We start from the raw sequence: 16345 nt of genomic DNA, 5'->3' as shown, positions 1-16345 counted from the left end.
CGGAATATGGACGTGTACGCAGAGGACAGCACCGAGGCGGACCCGTTGCCGAACACCCATGACCAGGCGCTCCGATGGGAGAGCTGGCTGCACGCCTACGAGCAGGCCCGTGACGAGCTGCCCGGACCGATCTCCGGGCCTTGCCCGAACTGCGGACAGGCCTGCCTCCGCCTGGTGTACCGGCTCCGGATCCCTCACCTGCTCGTCGGTGAGGCCCACTTCTGGTGCGACCACTGCCTGAAGGGGCCTTACCTCGGCAGCGTCGAGATCCCCGAGGCGGCGGCGGGGGAGGCGGACGAGCAGGCGTACCAGCGGCGGAAAGCCACGATCCCGGACTACGAGCTCGTCCCCCCTGCGGCCTAGGCGGTGTCCGGGCCGTAGAGCGCGGCCAGGTCCTCGGAGGTGGACCACCGGCTGTAGGTGGGCGACTGCGGCCAGCCGTCGGGCGAGTCCTGCCACTCCTCCTGCCGCCCGTACGGCAGCAGGTCGATCAGCGCGAAGGTGTGGGTGAGCTGCTCGGTGCCCCGGCCGTTGGTGTGCCAGGTGCGATAGACGGTGTCGTCGTCACGCAGGAACACGTTGACGGCGAAGCCCTCTCCGGGCGGTGCGCCGACGTCGGCGCCGAACGGGCTGTTCGCGGTGGAGTACCAGGTCATCCTGTTCCCGACCCGCCGCTTGTAGGCGAGCGCCTCGTCGATCGGGCCCTGGGTGACGACGACGAAGCGGGCATCGTAGCTGTCCAGGAACTCCAGCCGGGTGAACTGCGAGGTGAACCCCGTGCAGCCCGGGCACTGCCACTCCTTGCCCGGGAACCACATGTGGTTGTAGACGATCAGCTGCTTCTTGCCTTCGAAGACGTCCGCCAGCCGAACCGGTCCGTCCTCGCCCTCGAGGGTGTAGTCCGGCATCCTCACCATCGGCAGGCGGCGGCGCTGGGCGGCGACGGCGTCGAGTTCCCGGGTCGCGGCCTTCTCCCGGGCACGCAGTGCTTCGAGCTGACGCTGCCAGGTGTCGGCGTCGACGACGGGCGGTAGTGCGTTCGTGCTCATGGTCCCTCACTGATCACGTGCGGAGTTTGCAGGTACATCGGTAGAGACCAGGCCCGGCCGCCGAACTCATCGGTGGCCGGCCTGCTTCTGGGCGGCCTGTTCGAGGCGTTCGCGGTAGTCCGTCCACCACGTCTCGTCGGCGCCCGGCAGGAGGTCGTTGTCCTGGCGGCCGACGGCGCCGTCGATCAGCTCGCGGACGATGTCGGCGTGACCGGCGTGGCGGTTGGTCTCGGCGAGCACGTGGACGAGGACGCGGTGCAGGGAGACGGGGTTGCGCTCGGCCGGCCACCAGGCGACCTCACCGGTCGCGTCCAGGGGCAGCTCCTCGATCGTGGCGTCCGCGTGGGCCCAGGCGCGACGGTAGAGGGCGATGATCTGCTCGCGGGACTCGTCGGGCGTCGCCCACATGTCCGCGTTCGCCTCGGCGTCCTGCTCGAGCCAGGGCAGCGGCTCGCCGGACGGGCGGCCGAAGGTGTCGCCGAAATAGCCGAGCTCGACGCCGGCCAGGTGTTTGACGAGACCGAGGAGATTGGTGCCGGTCGGAGTCAGGGGGCGGCGGACGTCGTACTCGGAGAGGCCGTCGAGCTTCCACAGGAGGGACGCGCGGACGGTCTTGAGATAGTGATGGAGGTCCGCTTTCGGGTCCGATGTCTGCATGTCGGGCATTGTGCCAGGTGTCCGCGCCGGCGGCCGGGCCTCTATCCTGGGGCGGCCGCTTCGGCGGGACGGTCACGAAGGATCGGGAGCCCTTTGAGACAGCGGACTTTCCTCGCCGCACGCATCGACCAGTGGTCACGCGAGCACCCCAGGCGGCTGGATCTGGCACTGACCGGTTTGATGTGGCTGGTTTCCGGCCTGCCGAGCGCTCTTGCGGGGCTGCCCGCCTTCCTCGTCGCGACGGCGGCCATTCTCCCGCTCGTCGTGCGGCGACGCTTCCCGACCGCGGTACTCCTCTGGTCGGCCGCGGTCTTCGGCGTCCAGCTCATGGTGGTGCCGATCCCGTTGCCGGCCGACATCGCGCAGGCGGTCGTCGTCTACACCGTTGCCGCGCACGTCGTCTCTCTGCCGATCCGCCTGCTCGCCCTCGGTGCCGCGCTGGCCGGGAGCGTGCTCGCCGGTCTCCGATGGAGCACGCCGCCGGAATACCTGGTCAACGTGTTCAAGAACGCGGTGGTTCTGGGGGTTCTGTCGGTGCTGGTCTGGGTCATCGGCAATCTCGTCCGCGGCCGCCAGGCCAACATGAGTGCGCTGCGTGAGGCCAGTGCCCGGCTCGAGGAGAGCCGGTTGCACCGCGAACGGTTCGTCGTGCAGCAGCAACGTGTCGCCGCGGCACGGGAGATCCACGACATCGTGGCCCACTCTCTCACCGTCGTGATCGTGCAGGCCGACGGCGCGGAGTACGCCGCCGAGCACGCGCAACCCTGGGACCGCGGGGACGCGGGAAGGGTCTTCGCCACCATCGGGCGTACCGCGCGGTCGGCCCTCACCGAGGTGCGTGGCGTCATCGAGGTTCTCCGTGAGGCCGACGCCGACGGGCCGGACGAACTGCGCGGGGCCGGGCTCGGACTCGCCGAGCTGCGGCAGCTCGTCGACTCGGTACGGGCGGCGGGACTCGCCGTGGAGGTCGAAGCCGAGCCGGCCGCGTTCGACGACGTTCCCACCGCGATACGGTTTGCTGTGCTCCGTGTCGTCCGGGAGTCACTGACGAACGTGTTGAAGCACGCCGGCCCGTACGCGGCAGCGCATGTGGTGGTCGCGAGGACGCAGGGAGGGATCATGGTACGAGTCGAGGACGACGGAGTCGGTGTCGCCGACGCGATCACGGACCACGGCTCCAGGCCCGGCTACGGCCTCGACGGCATGCGGGAGCGCCTGCGCGCTCTGGGCGGGGCCCTGGAGGCAGGTCCACGCCCCGGCGGCGGGTTCGTGGTCGATGCCGCGATCCCCGTCGCCGTTCTGCCGCCTTCCGCGCGACCCGCGGGCTCTGCCGCCGCGCCGGGCGGCACCGGGCGAAGTGGCGAGCGATGAGCCCCGGCCGCGTTATCCGCGTCTTCCTGGTGGACGACCAGGAGCTGGTACGGACGGGGTTCGAGATGATCCTCGACGCCACCCCGGACCTGCGGGTCGTCGGATCGGCCGCCGACGGGCAGACGGCCCTGGACGCGCTGCGGCGGCCGGAGCACCGTGCGGACGTCGTCCTGATGGACATCCGCATGCCGGGGCTCGACGGTGTGGAGACCACCCGGCGGCTGCTGGCCACACCCGACCCGCCACACGTCGTCATGCTGACCACGTTCGACGACGATGAGCTCGTCCTGGCCGCCCTTCGAGCCGGGGCGGCCGGGTTCCTGCTCAAGGACGCGGGCGCGGCGGAGCTGCTGGCGGCGATCCGGGCGGCCGCCGCCGGGGAGGCGCCTGTCGCGCCGAGGCTCGTACGTCGCCTGATCGACTCGTTCGTCCTCGCACCGCCCGTGACCACACCCGCCGAGCCCCCGCCCGCCGCCGCGTCCAGACTGGAGCGTCTCACCACCCGCGAACGCGAGATCCTCGCCTCCGTCGGCCTGGGACTCACCAACGCCGAGATCGCCGCGCGGCTTCAGCTGGCGGAGTCGACCGTCAAGACGCATCTCGGCTCGGTGCTGCGCAAGCTCGAGCTACGCGACCGTGTGCAGGCGGTCATCCTCGCGCAGACACAGGGGCTGACCGGCTGATCCCGATCGCGAGGGCGCAGACCGCCGTGCCGGCGAGCACGAACAGCCCGGTGTCACCGGCCAGGTACTCGCGCACCACCACGGGCTGCCCGGTCGAGATCGCGTGCTCCAGCAACAGGGCGAAGGTGGCGTTGTGTGCGAAGTGGGCCAGCACGACCGGCCACACGCTGCCGGACATGACGCGCAGATACCCGAAGAGGAACGAGAACGCGATCACCGAGCCGCCGAACAGCAGGAGCACCAGGCTTCGGTCTCCTTCGCTGTGGTAGTACGGCGTGAACAGGATGTACGGCAGGTGCCAGGCGATCCAGACCAGCCCGACCACGAGCATCGCCGAGCGCTCGCCCAGGAACGCGAGCCGCGGCTGCAGGTAGCCCCGCCAGCCGATCTCTTCCGCGAACGACAGGATCGGCCCGGTGACGGACACGGCGATCACCGACTGAAGCCAGTCGCCCTGCGGCGCGGTGAACCGGCCGAAGTCGAGCGCGACCGCACCCGCGGTGGCGAGCAGGCAGACGCCGGCGGTGGTGGCGAGCGCGAGCGGCCAGGTCCGCAGGCCGAGCCGTCCCATACCGAGTCGGCGCCACCCGTCTCTGGAATACCCCTCTCGGGTGATGACGAGCAGCATGGCCATCACGACGAGCAGCGGCGAGAGGGCGAGGACGAGCCCTCCGGCGATGCCGGCGGTGCCCAGCGAGATCGTGAGCACGAGGACGATGAAGACGATCGACGTAGCGCGATCAGAGAGCCGTTCGAACACAGGCAGACCTTCCTTCGGGGAACCGGCCTGGCCAGTGTTCTCGAACGCGTCGCCGCCGCCATCCACCGGCGATCCGAATTTCGGCCGCCGCTGACCTGCCCCTTCCGCCCGCGGGACTAGACCGCTGGTCCAGGAAGCCGGCGCTCACTCGACGACGCCCGGTGTCACTCCGCGTCCGGTGGCAGCGGGACGTCATAGGCGTTGAGCACCATCGAGATGGCGGCGTACTGCGCGATCAGGAAGACGAGTTCCGCCGTGCCCAACTCGCCGAAGGCGCCGACGGCGCAGCGATAGAGCGCTCCAGGAAGTGGCGCGCCGGCATAGAGGCAAGCGGCCACATCGTGCGCGACCGACTCCTCCCGCGTCAGCTCCGGGGGCCGTTGCCCGGTGACCAGCCCCGCGACGACCCCGTCCGGCAGCCCCGTCTCCACCGCGATCCTGCTGTGAGAGTAGAGCTCGTACGCGGCGCCGTACCGTGCACCCGTGGTGAGGATGGCGACCTCACGCACCCGCGCCGGGAGCACGCTGCCGTTCGTGACCGTCGTGAACCACTCCAGCAGCGGCCGGGCGAGGCCGGGAAAGCGCAGCATCACGGGAAACGGCCCGATCAACGCACCGCTCTCGTCGGTCGAGGTGAACGGCGTCCGCAGCCCGCTCATGATCTGCCGAACCCGTTCGTCGAGCGGGCGTTGCTCGTCGGACAGTTCACCGGGACTGATGGGGGGGTATCCTCACGATTTCCTCCTGTATCGCCGTACCAGCCGGGGTGGTCACGGTTCGGACGGCACGCCGATCGCGTCAGCCCATCCGCGTGGCGGGCGGCATCGCCGAGGAGACGTGGCAGGCCCTGGCGAACCTGCGGAGCAAACTGGCGTCGGCCGGTCTGGAGTTCCGCCACGTCGTGAAGATCACCGTCTATCTGGTGTCGATGGACGACCGCAACGCCATGGACGCCGTCTATCAGGAGACCCTTCCCGAGCCGCTGCCGGCCCGTACCTGCGTCGCCGTCGCGGAGCTGCCCTATCGCGCCCGGGTCGAGCTGGACGCCATCGCCGTGCGGGACGGAGCCTGAATGGGGTCCGCGCTTCCCGTGAAGATCGCTGACGTCGTCGCGGCGCACGCCCGGAGCGCCGGCGACGTCGTACGGACGCCCCTGCTGTCGGCCTCCTGGGCACAAGGCGAGCTCTGGCTGAAGGCCGAGAGCCTGCAGCCGATCGGGGCCTTCAAGCTCCGCGGAGCCGTGAACGCGATCGGGCGGCTCCAGCCGGGCACCCGCGCACGCGGCGTCGTCACGCACTCGAGCGGCAACCACGGCCAGGCGGTCGCATGGGCCGCACGCGCGGCGGGCATTCCCGCCGTGATCGTCATGCCGGACGCGGCGATGCCGGTCAAGGTGGAGGCGACCAGGGCGCTGGGCGCCGAGGTCATCATCGCGCCCGGCGCCCGGCGCGAGCTCGTCGCCGACGCCGTGCGGGCGGAGCGGGGGATGACGCTGATCCCGCCGTACGACCATGCCGACGTCATCGCCGGGCAGGGAACGCTCGCCCTGGAGATGCTCGAAGAGCTGGACGACATCGACACGGTGCTCGTGCCGATCGGCGGCGGCGGGCTGATCTCGGGGGTGGGAGTCGTGGTCGCGTCGCTGCCCCCGCGAACCCGCGTGGTCGGCGTGGAGCCCGAGCTGGCCGCGGACGCGCACGACTCGCTCGCGAGCGGGCGGCGGGTCGAGTGGGACGCGGGTTCGACCTATCGCACGATCGCCGACGGAACGCGGTCGCCCGTCGTCGGCGAGATCACCTTCCCGCTTTGGCGTAGCGGTGCGGCGCGGTGGCATGCCGGTCGAAGAGCACCGCGAAGCACTCCGGTACGTCCAGGGACGCCGCGATGACGGCGGAGTCGTCCCGGCGATCCACCAGCCCCGCTTGGCCGCGTACCGATGATCGGCGGTCGCCGGGAGTTGGGGGGCCGCCGGGTCCCTCGCGCATCGTGAACGTATCGCGGATCTATCAACCGGGGCCCGCAGGATCGGTGTCGTAAGAAAGCACCAGCTGAGGAGCGTCACCATGTCCACCACCGCAACCGTCGTCACCGTCCTGGCCGCCCTCTGGGTGGGCTTCTCCGCCTTCTCCCTCCTCCGCTGCGCCGAGTGGGTCGTGAAGCCGTTGACGGACTACGGCGTCCCCCGCTCGTGGTGGACCTGGCTCGGCGCGGCCAAGGCCGCAGGGTCGGCCGGCCTGCTGGCCGGCCTGTTCGTGCCGGTCGTCGGCGTGCTGGCCGGAATCGGCCTGGTGCTGTACTTCGCCGGGGCCGTCGTCACCGTGCTCCGGGCGCGCTCGTACTCGACCGTCGTCTTTCCCCTGCTCTACCTGGGCCCGTTGATCGCCGCCCTGGCCCTGGGACACGTCGCCTGAGGGGCCACCGGCGCGCTCGCCGTCTCGCGTCAGCGGCCGCGTCAGGGCGGCGACGGTCCGGTATCAGAGCGGTCGGAGATGGTGGACGCCATGAACGGTTCAGCGCCTGTCCGTTCAGCTGCCACAGTACTGAAGGAGCCTCCCATGTCCGTCACCCTCACCGACCAGGACAAGCTCACCCTGCGGACCGCCGCGTACGGTGCCGTCTCGCTGCTGGCCGCCGCCGGCGCCGCAGGCTCGCCCCACAGGATCGCCACCGAGGGCTCCATCGCCCTGGCCTCCGCGACCGGCTTGGTCGGCCACGTGCTCGCCGCGAAGACCAGAGACATCAAGCTGAACGGCAAGTCCGTGGCCGAGCTCGCCGACCACGTGCTGCCGGCCCTGACCGCCGCCATGAGCCTGCTCAACGAGCAGGACCCGGCCGAGGCCGGCAACTTCCGCAGCACCGTCGTCGTCGCCCTCGAAGCAGCCACCCACCAGGGCGGGCCGAGCCCCGCCGTGGCGGAGATGGTCCGCAAGATCACCGCAGCCCTCGACGCCGCTTCGGTCACCCTGCCGTCCGGGGTGGATCGCCCGGAGCTGCAGAAGGCCATCCAGGAGATCGTCGATTCCGGTTTCACCGGGGTGACGCTGCGCGTGCACGATGAGCGGGGCGAGTGGGTCGGCAGTGCCGGCCGGCGCAAGCTGGGCCAGAGTGCCGAGCCGCCGGTGAACGGGCACGTCCGGATCGGCAGCAACACCAAGACCTTCACTGCGACCGTGGTGCTGCAGCTGGTGGGCGAGGGCAGGATCGGGCTGGACACTCCGGTGGAGGACTACCTGCCCGAGTTCGGGCTGGACCGGCGGATCACGGTGCGGATGCTGCTGCAGCACACCAGCGGGGTGTTCAACTTCACCGGCGATTACTACCCCGAGCACGTGCCGGGGATCGTCTGGTCGGGCCAGGAGTGGGTGGACAACCGGTTCAGGACGTACCGGCCCGAGGAGCTGGTACGGCTGGCGCTGTCCAAGCCGGCGCGGTTCGAGCCGGGGACCGACTGGAGCTACTCCAACACCAACTACGTGCTGGCCAGGCTGCTGATCGAGAAGGTCACCGGCCGCTCGCTGGCCGAGGAGATGCGGCGGCTGATCCTGGGGCCGCTCGGCCTGACGGGCACCGTGGTGCCGGACACCTCGCCGGAGATCCCCGAGCCGCACGCCCACGCCTACTACCGGTACGGGGAGCCCGGCCGGCAGGAGACGGTCGACGTCACCCGCCAGAACCCCTCCTGGATCTCCACCGGTGGTGACATGATCTCGACCACCCAGGACCTGCACACGTTCATCTCCGCGCTGATGGGCGGCAAGCTCCTGCCGGCCGAGCTGCTGGCCGAGATGTGCACGCCGGAGCCGAAGGCCGGCTACGGGCTGGGGGTGTTCGTGCAGGACACGGAGTGCGGCGGCACCGTCATCTCCCACAACGGCGGCATCGCCGGCCACGGGGCGCTGATGTACAGCACGCCCGACGGCGGCAGGACCCTGACCGCCGCGCTGAACTACGTGGACGACGCCGAGCTGTCCCTGGCGGAGGCGTTCCAGAAGGCGACGCGGAGGCTCGTCAACGAGGTGTTCTGCGACGGGCAGGCCGCGGGCTGAGGAACGCGCGCCGGGTCCACTCGCCTCGCGGATGCATCCTCGATTGAAGGTCCATCGCGACGATAGCGAGGATATCCGGGAAAAAGTTTACACCGAGTGTTCAACGATACGGTTGAAGGCATGGACATCAAGGACACGGCCCGGCCGGTCGATGGCGCGAACATCTCGGCGTTCCTCCGGTCGCTTCCCGCCCGGCCCCTGCTGCTCGGCCTGGGCGAGGCCAGGCACTTCGTGGGAGAGCTCGGCGAGTTGCGCAACGAGATCTTCCGGCATCTGGTCGAGCACGAGGGCTACCGGTCGTTCGCCATCGAGAGCGACTGCCTCATGGGCCTCGTGGTGGACGACTACGTGACGACGGGCGCGGGCACGCTCGACGACGTCATGGAACGCGGCTTCAGCCACGCCTTCGGCACGTCACCGGCCAACCGCGAGCTCGTACGCTGGATGCGGGCCTACAACGAGGAGCATGATGAGAAGCTCCGGTTCTTCGGGTTCGACGGCCCTCTGGAGTACTGGGCGGCGAGCCCCCGCCAGGCGCTCACCGGCCTCCACGACCTCCTCGACGGCCCGCTCCTGTGCGGCAGGGAAACCCTCGACACGCTGCTGGGCCCGGACGAGCGGTGGTCGAACGAGGCCACCGCCATGGACCCGTCCCAGTCGATCGGCCAGTCCGCCGACGCCCAGCGGCTGCGGCTGATCGCCGACGACCTGCTGGCGGCGCTCGACACGCAGGCGCCGCAGCTGAGCGCGGAGGACAGGGAGCGGGCGGAACTGTACGGGCGCACCGCCATCGGCCTGCTCCGCTACCACTACTGGATGGCCGACGCCTCCCCGGAACGGTGGGCCCGGCTGTCGGCGCTGCGGGACGCGATGATGGCCGCCAACCTGCGCGCCATCGCCGAGAACGGCCCGGCCCTGGTCTTCGCCTCCAACCTCCACCTGCAGCGGAACAAGACCTTCATGCCGTTCGGCGACCAGCAGCTGGAGTGGTGGAGCGCGGGGGCGATCGCCGAGACGCACCTGGGAGGCCGGTTCGCCTTCCTGGCCTCGGCCTTCGGCACGGTCGGCGACGACATTCCGTCCCCGGACACCGTCGAGGGCATGCTGTCCACGCTCCCGTGGGACCACTCTCTCATCGACGCCCGCCGCCTGGCCGAGGCCGTCACGAAGCCCGCCAAGCGCGTTTCCGATGATTTCGCCTATTTCCCGCTGGACCCGGCCCAGCTCGACACGATCGACGGCGTCGTCTTCCTCAAGCAGGCCGTCAACCTGAAAAAGCTGGGCTGACAGGCGCGGCCTGCCCGTTGATCACGGCAGGCGCGACGACCCGGTCGCGGGGCAGCACGCGGACGCCGGATCCGTGCCGGCGCCCGCGCGGCAGGCTCCACCGGTTCTCATGGAGTTCTCAGGTGGATTTTGTGGCACTTTGAGCTCAGTTTTATGACTATGGGGCGATGGAGCACGTGCCGCAGGAGGCCGATGCGGCCGAGGCTCGGGGAGCCGGGGCCGGGAGGGCTCGGCGGTTCGTCGTCGGGGGCGGCGTGCTCGTCCTCGTGGCGGCGCTGGCGTACTGGCTGGGCAGCAGCGGCGGGAACGGCGAAGCAGCCGCGCCCAGGCCGAGCCCGACGCCGACCCCCAGCGCGACGCTCACGACGGCGGAGGTCTTCGAGAGGATAGGGCCGTCGGTGGTGGTCATCCAGGCCGGGAAGTCGCTCGGAACCGGCGTGATCGCGGCCGAGGACGGGACGATCCTGACCGCGCACCACGTCATCAAGGGCACGAAGGACGTCAACCTGACGTTCGCCGACGGCACCAAGGCGAAGGCCGTGGTCGTGTCGTCGAACCCCAAGCGCGACGTCGCGGCCCTCAAGCCCGCGAAGCTGCCGGAGATCGTCGTCCCGGCGACGCTCGGCGGCGCCGTGGCCGTGGGCGCGCCCGTCGTGGCGATCGGCAACCCGCTCGGCCTGACCTACAGCGTCTCCACCGGCGTCGTGTCGGGCCTGAACCGGACCACCGAAGAAGGCGACCGCGACCTGGGCGGGCTCATCCAGTTCGACGCCTCCGTCAACCCGGGCAGCTCCGGCGGTCCGCTCCTGGACGCTCGCGGCCTGGTCATCGGGATCGTGGTCTCGATCGCCGACCCGGGCGGCGACGAGGCGTTCGCCGGCATCGCGTTCGCCGTGCCGATCGGCGTGGCCCTGGGCGGCGGTGACGGTGACGGCCCGCTGGGCGAAGGACCCCAGATCTGACCGGACACATCTCGAGAAGGAAGACGATGACCTCGACCAAGTCCCCCGAGCCGGCTCATCCGCTCGAACAGGTGCTGTTCGAGGTCAAACGCACGATCGTCGGGCAGGACGTGCTGCTGGAGCGCATGGCCGTCGCGCTGATCGCCGACGGCCACCTGCTCGTCGAGGGCGTGCCCGGCCTGGCCAAGACGCTCGCGGTGAGGTCGCTGGCCGCCGCGATCGCCGGGAGTTTCCAGCGCGTCCAGTTCACCCCCGACCTGGTGCCCGCCGACCTCGTGGGCACGCGGGTCTACCACCAGCACTCCGGGGAGTTCAGGACCGAGCTCGGCCCGGTGTTCGCCAACCTGCTGCTGGCCGACGAGATCAACCGCGCCCCCGCCAAGGTGCAGAGCGCCCTGCTGGAGGTGATGCAGGAACATCAGGTGACGATCGGCCGTGAGACGTTCCGGGTGCCCGAGCCGTTCCTGGTCATGGCGACGGAGAACCCGATCGAGTCGGAGGGCACCTACCCGCTGCCCGAAGCGCAGGTCGACCGGTTCATGATGAAGGTGGTCGTCGACTATCCGACGCAGTCCGAGGAGCAGGCGATCGTCGAACGCGCGCTGCGTCCGCCGGAGCCGCCGCAGGCGATGGTGACCGCCGAGGATCTGATCGCGATGCGGGCCCGCGCCCAGCAGGTGTACGTCGATCCGGCGATCGTCGACTACGCGGTCCGGCTGGTCGCCGTGACGCGTTCGCCCGCGACGGCCGGGCTCGGCGAGCTGGAGCGGTACGTCACCTACGGGGCGAGCCCGCGGGCGTCGATCGCGCTGGTCACGGGCGCCCGGGCGCTGGCGTTCCTGCGCGGCCGCGACTACGTCCTGCCGCACGACCTGTCCGAGCTCGCGCTCGACGTGCTGCGCCACCGCCTCGTGCTGTCGTACGAGGCGCTCGCGGACGACGTCGACGCCGACACGATCATCACCAGGGTGCTCGGGGCCGTCCGCGCGCCCGACGTCGTCCTGCAGAACCGCTGAGCCGCCATGGCCACCGCCCCCGAAAAGCTGCTGCTCCGCCTGGAGTGGAAGGTCGTCCGCAGGCTGGACGGCCGGCTCCAGGGCGCCCACCGCACCGCGCACCGCGGCTCCGGGATCGACTTCACCGGGTTGCGCCCCTACGGCGACGGCGACGACGCCCGGCACATCGACTGGAACGTGACCGCGCGGCTGGACGAGCCGCACCTGCGCGTGTTCACCGAGGACCGCGAGCTGACGGTGTGGCTCGTGCTCGACCGGTCGGCGTCGATGCTGGCGGGCCGGCCGGGGCGCGGCAAGCACGACGTGCTGGCCGAGCTCGCGCTCGTCCTGGCCCGGCTGTTCGGCCGGGGCGGCAACCGCGTCGGCGCCCTGCTGTTCGACACGGGGATGCTGCGCGTCGTGCCGCCTGGCACCTCCCGGCGGCACGCGCTGCGGATCGGCGCCGAGCTGGAACGCACCGCCGGAACGGCGCGTGGTGGCACCACCACCGACCTGGCGGAGATGCTCGATGCGGCCGGACGGCTCGCGCGCCGCCGCGCGCTCGTCGTCGTGCTGTCGGACTTCATCGGCGAGGGCGACTGGGAGCGCTCGCTCCAGCGCCTGGCCCGGCGGCACGAGGTCGTCGCGCTGCGCATCGTGGACACGGCCGACGACGTGCTGCCCGAGGCCGGGCTGATCGTGGTCGAGGACGCCGAGACCGGCGAGCAGCTCGTCGTCGACTCCGCCGACCCGCTGCTGCGGGTGCGCTTCCGCGAGGCCGTCGACGCCCGCGACGCCCGGCTCGCGGCGGGCATGCGCCGGGCCGGGGTGCCCGTACACCGCGTCGACACCGACCGCGACCTGGCCGAGGCGCTCGTCGAGGTCGTCGCCCGAACCCGGGACCGATCGCCATGACCGAGCCTGTCGAGCACGGCACCCTCATGACCCTGTCCTCCCCGCTGCTGCTGGCCGTCGGACTGATCGTCACGGCGGCGCTCGCCTGGGCGGCCGTCGTCTCGGCGCGCCGCCGCACGGCCGCGCTCGCCGCCGCCGGCGTCGCCGTACCGGGTGCGCGGCGGGCGTACCTCGGCAGCGGCCTGACGATCGCCGGCGTCGCCGTACTCGCGGTCGCCACCGCCGGACCGGCGGCCATGGTGCCGGTCCCGCGGACCGCGGGCACCGTCATCCTCGCCATCGACGTCTCCAACAGCATGGGCGCCGACGACGTCACGCCCACCCGGCTGGCGGGAGCGCAGCGGGCGGCCCGCGCGTTCGTGGCGGCGCAGCCGGACAGCGTCGACATCGGAGTCGTCGCGTTCGCACGGGGCGGGCTCACCGCCGCCCGTCCCGATGCCGACCACTCCATCGCGCTCAAGGCCATCGACCGGCTGAAGATCACCGGCAGCACCTCGCTGGGGACGGCCATCACGGCCTCGCTGACGCTGATCACCGGCAAGCAGGTGGCCATCGGCCGCGACGGCGCCGCGCCCGACGTCGGCTACTGGCCGTCGGCGACGATCGTGATGTTCTCCGACGGCCAGAACCAGGGCGGGGCCGGCGATCCGGCCGTCGAACAGGCCGCCGCCGTGGCCCAGAAGGCGGGCGTCCACATCCACACCGTCGGGGTCGGCACCACGGCAGGGGCGACGGTGCAGGTCGACGGCTACCGCCTGCAGACCTCGCTGGACGAGGACGCCCTCACCTCGATCGCGCAGGCCACCGGCGGCGCCTACCACCCCGCCTCCGACACCGCGCGGCTCGACGGGATCGCCGACACGATCGATCTGCGGCTCACCGTCTCCGACGAGCCGCTGCCCCTCGCCGGCGCCCTGATCGGGCTCGCCCTCGCGCTGCTCACCGCCGGAGCGGCGCTCACCGTGCTCCGGTCTGGACGGGTGATCTGAATGTCGTTGTCATGGCCGTGGGCGCTGCTGTCCGTCCTGATCATCCCGCTGATCTTCGCCATCCGCTGGTGGGCGGGGCGCCGCCGACGGCGGGCCGCCGTGCGGGTCACCTCGATCGCGCTCGTACGCAGCGCCCTGCCCGGCCGTACGCGCTGGACGCGGAAGATCCCCGCGGCCCTCTTCATCGCCGGACTCGCGCTGCTCGCGGTCGGGGCCGCGCGACCGCAGGCGTCGGTGCCGGTGCCGATGACGTCGGCGACGATCCTGCTCGCGCTCGACACCTCCGGCTCCATGTGTTCCACGGACGTCGACCCCAACCGCATCACCGCCGCGAGGAAGGCCGCCGCCGACTTCATCGAGTCGCAGCGGGGCGGGCCGCGCATCGGCCTGGTCACCTTCGCGGGCAACGCGGGGCTGCTCGTGCCTCCCACCGACGACACCGACTCGCTGATCAAGGCGCTGGACGGCCTCACCGTGTCCCGCGGCACCGCGATCGGGCAGGCCATGCTCACCTCGATCGACGCGATCGCGGAGGTCGACCCGTCGGTCGCCCCCACCGGCGCGAACCCCACCGACGGCGGCGGGGCAGGCTATGCCGGGGCCGCGATCGTCGTGCTCACCGACGGCGCCAACACCCAGGGTGTCGACCCGCAGACCGCCGCCCAGGAGGCGGCCCTGCGCCGCGTCCGCGTCTTCACCATCGGCTTCGGCACCACGAACCCGGCCCCGATGGTCTGCGACAACTCCCAGTTCGACGGCCGCGGCTTCGGTGGCTGGGGCGGCGGCTTCGGTGGCCGCGGCGGATTCGACCGCGGCCGCAACGTCCGCATGATCGACGAGCCCGCACTCAAGCAGATCGCCCAGACCACCGGCGGCTCCTACCACCGCGCCGAGAACGCCGGCCAGCTCCAGAGCGCCCTCGACGCCCTGCCCGGCACCTTCACCGTCATCCACCAGCGGGTGGACACGGCCGCCGCCTTCGCCGCCGGCGGCGCCGTCCTCATCACCGCGGCCCTGTCCCTGTCCCTCTGGTGGAACCGCCCCCGGACCACTGATAGGCCTCGTCGGTCCCCGTCGGCGTCATGAGGCGAGGACGGCGGCGGTGGCCGGCCAGCCCTCGCGGGCACTGGGGTAGCGCGGGGCCCAGCCCGTGGCCGCGCGGAAGCGGGCGTTGCTGACCCGGAGTGAGCGGGTCAGCGAGGTGAGGCGGTGGCCGAAGAGGTAGGCGGCGCGGCCGGGGACGCTGAGCCACAGGCGGGTGCCGGCGGCGCGGGCCAGCGTGTGAGCGTACTCCCGCTTGGTCAGCGGCTCGTCGTCGACGACGTTGTACGTGCCCGCGGGCGCCCCGAGCGCGGCGACGACGGCTTCGGCGGCGTCGGTCAGATGGATGGAGGACACGTAGCCGTCGGGGTGACCGAGCACCATGCCGACGTGGTGGCGGGCCTGGGCGTACATCTCCTCGCTGTGCGCGGCCCCCGGCCCGTAGAACCAGCCGAACCGCAGCACCACGCCCGCGCCGCCGCCCTCCCGGCCGAAGCGGTGCGCGCTCGACTCGGCGGCGAAGTTGCCCCGGGTCATCGGGTAGTGATCGACGGGCGCGTCCTCGTCGATCCAGCGCGCGCCCTGGTCGCGGTAGACCATGCTGACCGACTCCTGGACGACCCGGCCGACCCCGGCGGCCAGCGCGGCGTCCACGACGGCGGCCGAGCCGTCGGCGCGCACCCGGTTGTTCTGGCGGTGCGCGGTGACGCTCATGAACTTGCTCATCGGCGGGATCGCGCTGGCCAGGTTGACCACCGCGTCGTGCCCGGCGAAGGCCGAGGCCAGCGCCTCGCGGTCGAACAGTGACACCGTGAGGGGGACGGCTCCCTGGCTGCTGAGGGCGGCCGCCTTCCCCGGCGTGCGGGCAAGAGCGGTCACCGTGTGCCCCGCGGCGAGCAGGGCAGGGACCGTGTGGCGGCCGATCGCGCCGGTGCCGCCCGTGATGAACACTCGCATAGAAAGAGAGTACTCTCTCACTATGGCGAGATCGACCCCGGGGGTCACCCGGCAGCGGCTCATCGACGAGGCGGTGCGGCTGTTCTCCACCCGCGGATACGCCGAGACCTCGGTCGCCGACATCCAGGCGGCGTGCGGGCTGACCACCGGCTCGGGCGCGCTCTACAAGCACTTCCCGTCGAAACGGGCGCTGCTGGAGGAGGCCGTGCGGCAGAACATGGAGGCCGTCGCCCGGCGCGCCGCCGCGGCCACGGCCGAGCGGCCGGCGGACGGGCGCGCGGCGCTGGAGCGCATGGCGCGGGTGGTCTGGGAGTCGCTGGAGAGCGACCGCGATCTCATCCGCATCATGCTGCGCGAGTACGACGGGTTTCCCGATCTGTTCGAGCGCATGTGGGAGGGGGTGCTGGCCGGCGTGTACGCCCAGGGGGCCGCCTGGATCGCCGCGCAGAAGGAGCTGGGCCGGGCCGACGTCGACGATCCGGAGGCGGCCGGGGCCGTGCTCCTGGCGTCCCTGACCTACTATCCGCTGCTCCGGGCCATGATCGGCCACACTCCGGGCGGTCTCGACCCGGAGCCGGCCGCGTACTCCTCGGGCAGCTCGTCCAGCAGGTCGCGCGGGATCGGCTCGGGCCC

The 16345-nt window shown here is 71.6% G+C and carries 19 protein-coding genes; 14 read left to right on the top strand and 5 right to left on the bottom strand.

Annotation, left to right across the window (positions count from 1 at the left end):
- The first annotated feature begins 6 nt into the window (after nucleotides 1-6).
- Nucleotides 7-363: a hypothetical protein gene (locus tag ACWEPL_RS47935; protein ID WP_452440190.1), complete on the top strand. Its 357-nt coding sequence runs from the start codon at nucleotides 7-9 to the stop codon at nucleotides 361-363.
- Here the strand turns inward: ACWEPL_RS47935 and ACWEPL_RS47930 are convergent.
- The gene (locus ACWEPL_RS47930; protein WP_452440188.1) at nucleotides 360-1049 is read right to left on the bottom strand and encodes a DUF899 domain-containing protein; all 690 of its coding nucleotides are present in this window, start codon (nucleotides 1047-1049) and stop codon (nucleotides 360-362) included. The two genes, ACWEPL_RS47935 and ACWEPL_RS47930, sit on opposite strands and share 4 nt — an antisense overlap.
- 66 nt (nucleotides 1050-1115) lie before the next feature.
- Nucleotides 1116-1706, bottom strand: a complete 591-nt coding sequence (locus ACWEPL_RS47925; RefSeq protein WP_363971542.1) for a DinB family protein — start codon at nucleotides 1704-1706, stop codon at nucleotides 1116-1118.
- A gap of 93 nt (nucleotides 1707-1799) precedes the next feature.
- Here ACWEPL_RS47925 and ACWEPL_RS47920 point away from each other — a divergent pair, with 93 nt between their 5' ends.
- Together ACWEPL_RS47920 and ACWEPL_RS47915 are read left to right on the top strand one after the other, a co-directional pair.
- On the top strand, nucleotides 1800-3077 hold the full coding sequence (locus ACWEPL_RS47920; RefSeq protein ID WP_452440187.1) for a sensor histidine kinase: 1278 nt from the start codon (nucleotides 1800-1802) through the stop codon (nucleotides 3075-3077).
- Nucleotides 3074-3760 (top strand): response regulator transcription factor, encoded by a 687-nt coding sequence (locus ACWEPL_RS47915; protein ID WP_452440185.1) that lies wholly within the window; start codon nucleotides 3074-3076, stop codon nucleotides 3758-3760. Before ACWEPL_RS47920 ends, ACWEPL_RS47915 begins: the two co-directional genes overlap by 4 nt.
- Here ACWEPL_RS47915 and ACWEPL_RS47910 read toward each other — a convergent pair.
- Entirely contained in the window at nucleotides 3726-4520 is a 795-nt protein-coding gene (locus ACWEPL_RS47910; RefSeq protein WP_452440184.1) for a CPBP family intramembrane glutamic endopeptidase, read from the bottom strand. The two genes, ACWEPL_RS47915 and ACWEPL_RS47910, sit on opposite strands and share 35 nt — an antisense overlap.
- A gap of 164 nt (nucleotides 4521-4684) precedes the next feature.
- Nucleotides 4685-5179 carry a carboxymuconolactone decarboxylase family protein gene (locus ACWEPL_RS47905; RefSeq protein ID WP_452440183.1) on the bottom strand — a complete coding sequence of 165 codons (495 nt, stop codon included), beginning with the start codon at nucleotides 5177-5179 and terminating at the stop codon, nucleotides 4685-4687.
- Nucleotides 5180-5331: 152 nt separating this feature from the next.
- Between ACWEPL_RS47905 and ACWEPL_RS47900 the strand changes: the two genes are divergently transcribed.
- The 10 genes from ACWEPL_RS47900 to ACWEPL_RS47855 all read left to right on the top strand — a co-directional run bounded on the left by ACWEPL_RS47900 (nucleotide 5332) and on the right by ACWEPL_RS47855 (nucleotide 14800).
- On the top strand, nucleotides 5332-5592 hold the full coding sequence (locus tag ACWEPL_RS47900) for a RidA family protein (RefSeq protein WP_452440182.1): 261 nt from the start codon (nucleotides 5332-5334) through the stop codon (nucleotides 5590-5592).
- Between the two features lie 18 nt (nucleotides 5593-5610).
- A complete protein-coding gene (locus ACWEPL_RS47895) occupies nucleotides 5611-6408 on the top strand; it encodes a threonine ammonia-lyase (RefSeq protein WP_452440181.1) in 798 nt (265 codons plus the stop codon).
- A 175-nt stretch (nucleotides 6409-6583) separates the two neighbouring features.
- On the top strand, nucleotides 6584-6931 hold the full coding sequence (locus tag ACWEPL_RS47890) for a DoxX family protein (protein WP_452440180.1): 348 nt from the start codon (nucleotides 6584-6586) through the stop codon (nucleotides 6929-6931).
- A 144-nt stretch (nucleotides 6932-7075) separates the two neighbouring features.
- Nucleotides 7076-8566, top strand: coding sequence for a serine hydrolase domain-containing protein (locus ACWEPL_RS47885; protein WP_452440179.1), 1491 nt, complete (start codon nucleotides 7076-7078; stop codon nucleotides 8564-8566).
- Nucleotides 8567-8686: 120 nt separating this feature from the next.
- Nucleotides 8687-9853, top strand: a complete 1167-nt coding sequence (locus ACWEPL_RS47880) for an erythromycin esterase family protein (RefSeq protein WP_452440178.1) — start codon at nucleotides 8687-8689, stop codon at nucleotides 9851-9853.
- Between the two features lie 167 nt (nucleotides 9854-10020).
- Nucleotides 10021-10815 (top strand): S1C family serine protease, encoded by a 795-nt coding sequence (locus ACWEPL_RS47875; protein WP_452440177.1) that lies wholly within the window; start codon nucleotides 10021-10023, stop codon nucleotides 10813-10815.
- 26 nt (nucleotides 10816-10841) lie between these two features.
- Nucleotides 10842-11831: an AAA family ATPase gene (locus ACWEPL_RS47870; RefSeq protein WP_397366536.1), complete on the top strand. Its 990-nt coding sequence runs from the start codon at nucleotides 10842-10844 to the stop codon at nucleotides 11829-11831.
- Nucleotides 11832-11837: 6 nt separating this feature from the next.
- The gene (locus ACWEPL_RS47865) at nucleotides 11838-12725 is read left to right on the top strand and encodes a DUF58 domain-containing protein (RefSeq protein ID WP_363971518.1); all 888 of its coding nucleotides are present in this window, start codon (nucleotides 11838-11840) and stop codon (nucleotides 12723-12725) included.
- Entirely contained in the window at nucleotides 12722-13714 is a 993-nt protein-coding gene (locus ACWEPL_RS47860) for a VWA domain-containing protein (RefSeq protein ID WP_452440176.1), read from the top strand. Before ACWEPL_RS47865 ends, ACWEPL_RS47860 begins: the two co-directional genes overlap by 4 nt.
- Nucleotides 13715-14800 (top strand): VWA domain-containing protein, encoded by a 1086-nt coding sequence (locus tag ACWEPL_RS47855; RefSeq protein WP_363971514.1) that lies wholly within the window; start codon nucleotides 13715-13717, stop codon nucleotides 14798-14800.
- Here the strand turns inward: ACWEPL_RS47855 and ACWEPL_RS47850 are convergent.
- The gene (locus ACWEPL_RS47850) at nucleotides 14795-15712 is read right to left on the bottom strand and encodes an NAD-dependent epimerase/dehydratase family protein (protein ID WP_452440175.1); all 918 of its coding nucleotides are present in this window, start codon (nucleotides 15710-15712) and stop codon (nucleotides 14795-14797) included. The genes ACWEPL_RS47855 and ACWEPL_RS47850 overlap by 6 nt on opposite strands.
- Nucleotides 15713-15734: 22 nt before the next feature.
- On the opposite strand from ACWEPL_RS47850, the gene ACWEPL_RS47845 reads away from it, so the two are divergent.
- On the top strand, nucleotides 15735-16345 hold a 611-nt coding region (locus tag ACWEPL_RS47845), incomplete at its 3' end, for a TetR/AcrR family transcriptional regulator (protein ID WP_452440174.1).

Source organism: Nonomuraea sp. NPDC004186 (assembly GCF_053603495.1).
Note: the sequence above shows the minus strand (reverse complement) of the source record. Positions and strands in the feature narration are given on the sequence as shown.